The following is a 9,648-nucleotide window of genomic DNA, read 5'->3' on the forward strand; positions in this document are numbered from 1 at the left end:
GCCCTCTCTGGCAAGCAACTCGACGCCATCGCGCATGAACTCAACGGGCGCCCGCGTCAAACACTTGCATGGCGAACGCCTGCCGAAGTATTCGCGTCAGCTGTTGCGACGACCGATTGAGAGCGCCGGGCCAGGCTCAGAAGCTGGTCAAACTCTTCAAGCCCGACGCAGAGGCCCTGGCGGGTGGGAAGCTGTCGCCCCGGTCGGGACGTGAGATGCCTGCGGCCGACAAGGCCCAGGCCGAGCGGGCCGTCTCCGACTTCCTCCTCAAGGTGGGACTGGACCAGGGAGAGAAGTACCTCCTGGGCCCCGAAGCCAACTCGCCACATGCCGCGGCCGTCCTCGGAACCCTCAAGAAGCTTGTCGGCCCGGAAGGGTTGAAGCTCAAGCTCGGGGACAAGGGTGACTTCACCCTCAATGCGGAGTTCGGCAACTGGTTGCAGAAGGCTGAACCCGCGGGCAGCGCCTCCGTCAAATTCCAGCTCACGAAAAACACCCAACTGATGGGCTCCGCCAACTTCAACCGGGACGGGTTCGACAAGGCGTCGGGCGGCGTCACCTGGACGACGGACGGCACCAAGCTCACCGCCACCGGCGCCTTCAACAAGGACGGCTTCGACCGGGTGTCAGGCGGCTTCGAACGGACGCAGGGGCGCTTCACCACCACTGCGTCCGGTACGCTCAACGGCCAGGGAAGCTTCAAGGCGGAAGGAGGCGTGACCTTCAAGAACCCCCAGGGCGTCTTCGGCCTCAAGGCCCTACAGGACTTCCAGAATGACTCGACGCGCGTCGAAGGCAGCCTGAAGAGTGGGACCACGAACCCCTTCGAGGCGACCTCGGGGATCAGCCTGAAGAACGGGGCCCTCTCGAGCGTGGATGGGAAGTTCAAGTGGTCGCTCGACAAGAACCGCCTCACCCTTCAGGGCAACGTGCTCCGTGACTTCATGAAGGGGACGACGAAGTTCGAAGGGCAGGTCAACTACAAGCCCGGGGCTGACACGAGCTTCTTCGCGGCGGCCACGGCCGATTCGAAGAAGGGCTTCGGCGTGCGCTTCGGCGCCGCGATCCGCTTCTGATGTTCAGCTCACCGGTCGCGGCGCGACGCGACCGCGTGGGCGCACAAAGTCGTCGGAAGTGGCGGTACCCTCCGCACCATGTCGAAGGGCAGCGAGCGCTTGCGGAGAGCGGATCTGGTGATCCTGACCGCGCTCACCTCGGAGTACGAGGCGGCGATGCAGGTGGAGGCCGGAGCGTGGGAGCACAGCCGATGGAGAGAGGAGCCGGGGCCACAGGGGACTCCTGTCGTGTCCCGATCCTTCCATGGAAGAGGGGCACGGCCTCTGCGCGTCGTGCTGGCGCAGGCGGGAGCCATGGGGGATGTCGCCGCGACGCAGGCACTCATCCCCCTGATTGAGGCCTACCGCCCCCGGTGCGTTGCGATGTCCGGGGTCTGCGCGGGCCGCCGCGGAAAGACGAACCTGGGGGATGTCATCGCCGCGGAACGGCTCTTCTTCTACGACGAAGGAAAGAAGCGCCACGACACGGTTGAGCAGGACCTGAGGACGTACAGCCTCCGGCAGGACTGGAAGGTGGCGCTCGAACGGTTCGACTTCGTCTCCCGGTTCCAGCACGAGGCGTGGTGGCTCGACCGGCCCGTCCCATTCGAGTGGCAGGAGCAGTGGGCACTGGCGCAGCTGGACGAGGGGCATCGCGAACCCTGGATCCTTCCTGAGGCTCAGCGCGCGTGTCCCCAGTGGGCACAGGTCATCGAGGCCTTGTGGAAGTCCGGCGATGTCCAGGAGGGCACCTGCGTCCTCACTGACAAGGGACGCGGACGCATTCGCGCGGTGCTGTTCAAACACAGGAACCAGCTGCCGGACCTCTCACCCCAAGGTCCGCTGATTCCCTTCCAGGTCCATGTCGCGCCCATCGCCAGTGGCGATCGGGTCATCGAGGACGAGTCCATCTGGGACGACATCGTGCCCCACGTGCGCACGACGTTGGGCCTGGAGATGGAGGCCGCGGCCCTGGGTGCTCTTGCACACGCCCATCGGAGCATGGGACTCGACGTGCTGGTGCTCAAAGGCATCATGGACTTCGCGGATGCGGGCCGCGCGGACCAGTTCAAACCGTTCGCCGCGCGCGCTTCCGCCGAGTGTCTCCTCGCCTTCCTTCGCGAGCACATCGAGGTGGAGGTCCAGCCTGGCATCGATGACCTGCTGGTGTCGGGGACAGATGCGACGCTTCCAGAGTCTCCCTCTCCATCCACCCTGCTCAGTGCGCGCCATGAGGTCGTTCCCTTCCATGAGGGGGGGCGCACGGCGGTGCTCGAGGAGTTGGAGCGCTGGTGCGAAGACGACCGCGCCGTGGCGGTGCGGCTGATTCATGCCGACGGAGGGGTCGGGAAGACACGGCTTGCCATCGAATGGATCCGGCGCCTCAAGGGCGAAGGGTGGACCGCGGGCTTCCTGCTCAAAGGAGTCCCTGACAACTGGTTTGAGCGGCTGTGGGATGTCGGGCAGCCGATGCTGGTGGTCATCGACTATGCAGAGAGCCGCCCCGATCTGCACGCTGTGCTCATGCGCCTGTATCGCTATCACCAACAGCAGGGCACGGGCTCGCTGCGCCGGGTGCGGCTCCTGCTGCTTGCACGTGGTGCAGAGGACTGGTGGGAGTCCCTGCGGCTTGCTGATGATGGGCTGGGCGCCTGGCTCGACACGACGCCCCCCTACGAGCTTGCCCCCCTGGCCGTCAGTGATGACGAGCGCGAAAAGGTCTTTCACGAAGCGGCGCGGTGGTTCGCCGAGAAACTCGGCCAACCGGTCTTACGGGGCGCACTCCCTCATTTCGCCGATGAGCGCTTCCAGCGTGTGCTCTACCTGCACATGGCCGCGCTCGCCTGTGTCGAAGGGCTTCCGTTCGAAGCGAATAACCTGCTCAATGTCATCCTGGAGCACGAAGAGCGATTTTGGGAGAGCCGCGCCCACCAGGGAGAGATTGCACTCTCAAGCACGAAGTCGCTGGCACGTCAGTTGGTGGCCGCTGCCACGCTGAGGGGGGGACTGCCCGACTTCCAGACGGCCCGCATCCTCGTCACGAAGCTGCTGGACCGGGCTCCATTCCCAGAGGAGGAGGACCTGCTGCGACTGCTCCAACGCATCTACCAGGGCAGCGGTGAAGCCCCGGAGTTGTATCTGCCACCGCTCGTGCCGGACCTCCTGGGAGAGGGCATGGTGGTGCGAGTTCTCTCACCAAGGCTCAAGGGAGACCGTCCTCCGAGGGACTGGCTGGACAGGGTTTTGCCCCCGGACGCCCCAGAGCACGAGGTGCGGACAGGCCTGGAAGTGTTGGGTCGAGCCTCCGCTTCCCAGCCGGAGGTGGTACGGCCCTGGCTTTCGCGTGTCCTCACTCCACTGCCCGTTCGAACATCCCTGGCGTGGGACGCCGCGAGAGCCGTAGGGCTGCGGACCGGCCACTCTGTGCTGGGGGATGTCCTGGCTGAGCGGCTCGAACAGGAAGGGGACCTCGCGCTCGCGTTTACTTTATGGCAGCGTAGGGAGTCCTCTGGCGGCTCAATGCGCCGGGTAAATGAGTGGGCAGTCCGCACGCTCGAGCCGCTCGCCGCAGTCGGAGATGATGACAATGCGCGGATTACTCGGGCGCTCCTGCGGCGCCAACGGAGCAAGAGCCTGATTCTCATGGGCCGCTTCGAGGAGGCAATCCAGGCGGCCCGTGAGTCCATCGAAGCCTTGCGTCTATTGTCGCAGGAGGGGGCCGCGGACATTCTCGTGGGGCTGGCGTTGAGCCTGCATATCTTGGGCAATGGACTGCGCATGGCGGACCGCTACGAGGATGCGCTCGCGGCGGAGGATGAATCCATTGCGATTCTTCGAGACCTGATTCAGCGTGAGGCCAAGCCCCTACAGTATGGTCTGGCCAAAGGTCTGGCTAACGGTCTGGCCAACAAGAGCGCCACTCTGATTTATCTGAAGCGTAATGAGGAGGCATTTTCTGCCTCTGCTGAGGCAATTGATCTCTTCCAGTTTCTAGAAGGAGACAGGCCCGAGGCCGGCTTGGATCAGCTGATCTCAGCCAAGCTCAATTTGAGCATCTCGGCTGTCAACCTGGGTAGGGCTGATCAAGCGCTCGAAATCCTGGAGGAGTTCCTCCCACGCATTCATGCTCTTGCCCGACAGAACCCTGATGTCTATCAGTTGGTGCTTGCGTATTTTCTTTTGAATATGGGTAAGGCATTGGATGAGGCGGGAAGGCATGCCGAGGCTGCTTCCATTGCCAAGGAAGCTGCCGACTTGTACAGGCCTTTTGCGCGGCGTGATCCCAAGGCCTATGCGGCTGTGTTCATCCAGAGTCTCAGCAACCTGAGTGCCGTGCTGGTCGGGCTGAACCAGCATGCGGAAGGTAAAGCGGTCCGCCAAGAAGCCGTCGGTCTCATTCGCCCCTTGGCTGAGCACGAGCCTGGAGTCTACTCCGTGCGGCTCGCGTCGCATCTCTATTACCTCGGAATCACCCAGCAGGCGCTTGGCGAACACGAGGCCGCTGTAGAGTCCTTCCGAGAAGCCGTCGAACGTTTGCGGAGTGTGTCGTCAGAGTACGAGAAGCTTTTGAACTACCTTGATGCCCAAGGAGAGTCACTCTGCGAGCTGGGCCGGAACCAGGAGGCCCTCGCCGTCATCGAAGAGATCATCGCTGCCATCTGGCCTGCCTTCGAAAGCAATCCCGCCCGCTTCGCAGGATATATAGACGGCCTGCTCCAGCAGGCGGTGACGTTCTCCGAGCTTCATCACCTGACGCCTTCGCTCGACTTCATGAACCGCTTGGAAATCTTTCAGCGCCTTGCTCCATCTCCCGGTGGGGAAGACGGGGCTTGAGTCGGTTCGAAGACCCGCGACCCGGGCAGACTCGACGCACCGCGAGACGAGCGGCTATACCCGCCTCATGGTCCCACTGACGCTCGAAGAGGCCGTCCCCTTCCTCAGGCAGGCCTATAGAGAGCAGCGCTTGATTCCTTTCCTGGGGGCCGGTTTCTCCGCCCCGCTGAGGCTTCCGCTCTGGAAGCAACTCATGGGATGGATGGGCGAGGACCTGGGTTTCGCTCCCGAGCTCTTCGAGGTGCACGGCCACCCTCCGCATCTGGCCGGTTACTTCGACCTGGAGTCCCCCAAGCGATTGGAAGGCTTCATCCGCGAGAAGATGGCGCCGGAGTTCCATGCGCCTGCGGTCGAGGAGCGGCGCAAGAAGTCCCTTCAGCATCAGGCCCTGGCCCGCTGCCGGTTCCGCACCATCTACACGACGAACTTCGAGCATCACATCGAAGAGGCCCTGCGCGACGGCGGGCAGAAGGTCCAGGTCCTCACCCGGTTCGAGGACTTCCGGCGCCCCCCGGAGTCGGACACGTGCCAGGTCATCAAGTTCCATGGGGACCTGTCGCACCCGGACACCATCGTGCTCACCGAGAGCCAGTTCTTCGACCGCTTCCGCCTGGAGGCCGCGCCGGATCAACGGCTGCGCTCGGACCTGCTCGGCAACGTCTTCCTGTTCCTGGGCTACGGCTTCGGCGACGTCAACCTGCGCTACATCTGGTACCGGATGAACTTGATGCTGCGCGAAAGCCTGCCGTCTGGTGCTGTCCTCCCCTCCGAACATCACAGCTACTGGGCGGCCTTCGAGACGGGCCTCGTCCAGCCAAGGCTGCTCCAGCAGTGGCACATCGACGTGATCCAACTCGACTCGGGTGACAAGTCCGGGAGCGTCGTCGAGCTGCTCGACGCGCTTCGGGCATGAGGGACCGATGACGCTCTATTTCTGCTCGTCGAATCCACAGAAGCACGCGGACGTGGCCCACTTCTTTCGCGACAGCAAGAGCCCGCCACGTGCCCTGTGGCAGGAGGTGATTGAAGTCCTCTCTTCGGACCTCTCCACCGTCGTGCGCGAGAAGGCCCTGGCCGCGTACAAGACGGCGCTGGTCCCCCTCTTCGTCGAGCACGGGGGCCTCTACATCGACCACCTGAAGGGGCTTCCCGGGCCGCTGGTGAAGCCGTTCTGGACCGCACTTCAGGGAGACATCTGCACCTTGATTCCCGACGGGAGCTCTCGGCGCGCGCATGTCGTGCAGATGGTCTGCTATTGCGACGGCAAGAAGCTCCAGCTCTTCGAGGGGCGGGTCGATGGGACGATTGCCCTTGAGCGCAGGGGTGACCAGGGGATCCACTGGGAGCCGGTGTTCATCCCCGACGGACAGAGCCGCACGATTGGCGAGATGGCTCTCGATGAGAAGCTCGCCTTCGGTGCCAATGCCCAGGCATACGCCCAGCTCCGGGCCGAACTCGGGATTTGAGTCGGTCAAGGCGGGGAGGTGAGGGGAGTGGGCCCTCCTGGATTCGAACCAGGGACCAATCGGTTATGAGCCGACAGCTCTAACCGCTGAGCTAAGGGCCCTCATGTCACTGACGCCAGACGCGCTGACTATAAGGCCTTGCCGTCCTTCTTCACCACCACGCGGAACACCTGTCCCCGTTCATCCACGGTGACTCCCTCCGCGCGTAAGCGGCGCGCCTGCTCGTGGGCCACCGGGGGCGCCAGCGTCCCGTCAGAGCGGACGACCCGCCACCAGGGCACCTGCGTGGCCTGCCCCGGCAGGTGCTTCAACTCCCGCCCCACGCCTCGCGCCGCGCCCGGCCTGCCCGCGTAGATGGCCACCTGCGCGTACGAGCGCACCTCTCCCCGGGGAATGGAGCGCACCTGCTTCATCACGCTGTCGGAGAAGGGCAGGGGCTCTCCGGCGGGCTTCTTCGCGGCCATGGCGCACCTCACTCGGGACGAAAACGACGAAGGCCCCCGGTCCACTCAAGGAACGGAGGCCTCCGGGCCCAACAGTCTACTTCAGCGGCTCAGCTCTCCACGAAGGAGCGCAGGCGCTTGGAGCGGCTGGGGTGACGCAGCTTGCGCAGCGCCTTGGCTTCAATCTGGCGGATGCGCTCGCGCGTCACCTCGAAGTCCTGGCCCACCTCTTCCAGCGTGTGGTCGCTCTTCTCGCCAATGCCGAAGCGCATGCGCAGGACCTTCTCCTCGCGCGGCGTGAGCGTGGCCAGCACCTTCCGGGTCTGCTCGGCCAGGTTCATGTTGATGACCGCGTCCGCGGGCGACACCAGGCTCTTGTCCTCGATGAAGTCGCCCAGGTGGCTGTCCTCTTCCTCGCCAATGGGCGTCTCCAGGGAGATGGGCTCCTTGGCGATCTTCAGGACCTTGCGCACCTTGTCGAGCGGCAGCTCCATCTTCTCCGCGATCTCTTCCGGCGTCGGCTCGCGGCCAATCTCCTGCACGAGGTAGCGGCTCGTGCGGATGAGCTTGTTGATGGTCTCGATCATGTGCACCGGGATGCGGATGGTGCGGGCCTGGTCCGCGATGGCGCGGGTGATGGCCTGACGGATCCACCAGGTGGCGTACGTCGAGAACTTGTAGCCGCGCTTGTACTCGAACTTGTCCACCGCCTTCATCAGGCCGATGTTGCCCTCCTGGATGAGGTCCAGGAACTGCAGGCCGCGGTTCGTGTACTTCTTCGCGATGGAGACCACGAGGCGCAGGTTCGCCTCCACCAGCTCGCTCTTGGCGCGCTCGGCGCGCTTCTCGCCCAGGCGGATGGCGTCGTAGTTGCGGCGGAGCGCGTCCACGGGGAGGTTGGCTTCCTCCTCCACGCGCTTGATCTTCCGCACCGCAGTGCGCACGTCGCGGTCCAGGACCTCCAGCTGCTCAGGCGTGAAGTTGAGCTGCTTCTGGAGCTTCTTGGCGATGTTCGGGTTCTCGCGCGACTCCTTGAGCTGCGGGCGCAGGTCCTTCATCACCACGCCGTAGCGGCGCTCCAGGTCCCCGAGCTCCTCCTCCGCCTTCTCCACGCGCTCGATGAGGCCCTTGAGGTTCACGACGATGCGGTCCACCTGCTTCTTGTTCAGCCGCATCTCCTCCAGGACCTCCATCATCTTGGTCCGAAGGTCCTTCACCTCCTGCTTCAGCTCCTTCTTGCGAACCTCCGTGAGCTTCTTCTTCCCGGAGAGCTCCTCCTCCAGGACCTCGCAGTCCTTGGCGAACTTGCGGAAGCGCTCAATCTGCTTGGAGATCTGCTCGATCTTGTTGAGCTCGCTCTGCGCCAGCTGCGCGGGGGCCTCGCCCTCGGCTGCTTCCTCGGCGGGCTCTTCCGCGTTCTCCGTCTGGGCCTCTTCGGGCGCGTCCTTGATGACGTCGCGCACGCGCAGCTTGCCCGTCTTCAGGCGGTTGCTGATGTCCAGGATGTCCGCCACCGCGACGCGGCAGGCGAGCAGCGCACGCAGGACTTCCTTCTCGCCCTCTTCGATGCGCTTGGCGATCTCCACCTCTCCCTCGCGGGTGAGGAGGCTGACGCTGCCCATCTTGCGCAGGTAGAGACGGACGGGATCGTTGGACTTGCCACCCGGCTCGTCGTCCTCGTCCTTCTCGTCCTCGTCCTGGTCTTCCTTCTCTTCTTCGACCGCGACGGTGGGCTTGATCTCGTTGGACTGCGCGGCCTTCTGCGCGTCCACGATCTCAATGTCGTTGTCGCCGAACATGCTCATCACGTCGTCGATCTGATCGGACGACACGATGTCGGCGGGGAGGGCGTCGTTCACCTCGTCATAGGTGAGGAAGCCCTTCTCGCGGCCCGCGGCCAGCAGGTCCTTGACCTCCTTGCGCTCGGCGACGGGATCCTCCTCCACGTCGTCTTCCACGGCGTCCGGGTCCACCTGGACGGCGGCGGCGGCTTCCTCCGCGGCCTCCTCGGGGTCCACGTCGTCGGCCATTGCGGCGACGCCCTTCTTCTTCTTGATCTTCTCGGGCGCCTCGGCGGGGGCGTCCTTCGCCAGCAGCTCCTTCTCCTCGGGCTCCGCTGCCTTCGTGACCTTCGCCGCAGGGCTGTCCGGGGCCTTCTTCTTGCGGATCACCGGGTCCACCTTCTTCTTGGTGGGCTTCACGGATGCCTTGGGGGGCTTCTGCGTCGGCATTCGGGTACTTCTCCTTAAGAAAATCAGGTGCTTTGGCCTGGGCGAGCCGGCCGATCTACCGCAAAGTCGAGCTTTCTTACAAACGCGAACTCAAACCGGTTGCATTGGTCCCTTTGTTCCCGTTGCCGAGGAAGCGGGGGTCAGCTCATCCAGGACGCGCTTGCGGAGCGCCAACAGCTCCTTGCGCTCGGAAAGGAGCAACCGCGTCTCCTCTGTCAAATCAAAAGCCCCCTGCGTCTGTTCCGTCGCTCGCTTTATATAAACGAGCCGCTCGTCAATGCGCTTCTTCATGATGTCGCGGCACGCGAGGATGAACTCCGTCTCGAGTTCCATTCCCGCCGGAGAGAGCCGGCGGCCGGCCTCCAGGAGCGTCCGCTTGACGACCTCCGAGGCCTCGAAGAGCGCCTCCTCCAGCCCCTGCCCGGACGTCGTCTGGGCCAGCACCATCCGCAGTCCCATGTGGGACAACTCATCACACACGCGGAAGGTGTCCCGGGCCAGCAGCCGGGAATCCCGAAGGATTGCGGCCACATAGAGCGCTTCTGACTCCGGCGGAGGGCGCTCCGCCTGGGGCTTGGGCACCGGGCGGGGCACGGCCTGGACGGGGACGGCGTTGGGG

Annotated in this window: 6 protein-coding genes, 1 tRNA gene and 1 pseudogene; 4 read left to right on the top strand and 4 right to left on the bottom strand. The window is 64.4% G+C overall.

All coding sequences use genetic code 11. The features are described 5' to 3' along the window. The first annotated feature begins 215 nt into the window (after nucleotides 1–215). The 4 genes from D7Y15_RS40115 to D7Y15_RS40130 all read left to right on the top strand — a co-directional run bounded on the left by D7Y15_RS40115 (nucleotide 216) and on the right by D7Y15_RS40130 (nucleotide 6,355). On the top strand, nucleotides 216–1,076 hold the full coding sequence (locus tag D7Y15_RS40115; RefSeq protein ID WP_148712997.1) for a hypothetical protein: 861 nt from the start codon (nucleotides 216–218) through the stop codon (nucleotides 1,074–1,076). A gap of 78 nt (nucleotides 1,077–1,154) precedes the next feature. After that, a complete protein-coding gene (locus D7Y15_RS40120; RefSeq protein WP_121755873.1) occupies nucleotides 1,155–4,889 on the top strand; it encodes a tetratricopeptide repeat protein in 3,735 nt (1,244 codons plus the stop codon). Between the two features lie 193 nt (nucleotides 4,890–5,082). Continuing rightward, the gene (locus D7Y15_RS40125) at nucleotides 5,083–5,802 is read left to right on the top strand and encodes an SIR2 family protein (protein WP_233605271.1); all 720 of its coding nucleotides are present in this window, start codon (nucleotides 5,083–5,085) and stop codon (nucleotides 5,800–5,802) included. Nucleotides 5,803–5,809: 7 nt separating this feature from the next. Next, the gene (locus D7Y15_RS40130) at nucleotides 5,810–6,355 is read left to right on the top strand and encodes a non-canonical purine NTP pyrophosphatase (RefSeq protein WP_121755874.1); all 546 of its coding nucleotides are present in this window, start codon (nucleotides 5,810–5,812) and stop codon (nucleotides 6,353–6,355) included. Between the two features lie 28 nt (nucleotides 6,356–6,383). Here the strand turns inward: D7Y15_RS40130 and D7Y15_RS40135 are convergent. From D7Y15_RS40135 to D7Y15_RS40150, 4 genes and pseudogenes are all read right to left on the bottom strand, one after another. After that, nucleotides 6,384–6,456, bottom strand: a tRNA-Ile gene (locus D7Y15_RS40135). 27 nt (nucleotides 6,457–6,483) lie between these two features. After that, nucleotides 6,484–6,819 (bottom strand): MGMT family protein, encoded by a 336-nt coding sequence (locus D7Y15_RS40140; RefSeq protein ID WP_121755875.1) that lies wholly within the window; start codon nucleotides 6,817–6,819, stop codon nucleotides 6,484–6,486. 89 nt (nucleotides 6,820–6,908) lie between these two features. Then, on the bottom strand, nucleotides 6,909–9,029 hold the full coding sequence (rpoD, locus tag D7Y15_RS40145) for an RNA polymerase sigma factor RpoD (RefSeq protein WP_120581520.1): 2,121 nt from the start codon (nucleotides 9,027–9,029) through the stop codon (nucleotides 6,909–6,911). A 90-nt stretch (nucleotides 9,030–9,119) separates the two neighbouring features. Then, a pseudogene (locus D7Y15_RS40150) lies at nucleotides 9,120–9,648 on the bottom strand (DNA primase); the annotation flags it as partial.

Source organism: Corallococcus sp. AB030 (assembly GCF_003668965.1).
In the GTDB taxonomy this organism is placed as follows: Bacteria; Myxococcota; Myxococcia; order Myxococcales; family Myxococcaceae; genus Corallococcus; species Corallococcus exiguus.

Coding starts and splice junctions, on each gene's coding strand:
- rpoD (WP_120581520.1), bottom strand. CDS start 9,029: ATGCCGACGCAGAAGCCCCCCAAGGCATCCGTGAAGCCCACCAAGAAG.
- D7Y15_RS40140 (WP_121755875.1), bottom strand. CDS start 6,819: ATGGCCGCGAAGAAGCCCGCCGGAGAGCCCCTGCCCTTCTCCGACAGC.
- D7Y15_RS40120 (WP_121755873.1), top strand. CDS start 1,155: ATGTCGAAGGGCAGCGAGCGCTTGCGGAGAGCGGATCTGGTGATCCTG.
- D7Y15_RS40115 (WP_148712997.1), top strand. CDS start 216: ATGCCTGCGGCCGACAAGGCCCAGGCCGAGCGGGCCGTCTCCGACTTC.
- D7Y15_RS40125 (WP_233605271.1), top strand. CDS start 5,083: ATGGGATGGATGGGCGAGGACCTGGGTTTCGCTCCCGAGCTCTTCGAG.
- D7Y15_RS40130 (WP_121755874.1), top strand. CDS start 5,810: ATGACGCTCTATTTCTGCTCGTCGAATCCACAGAAGCACGCGGACGTG.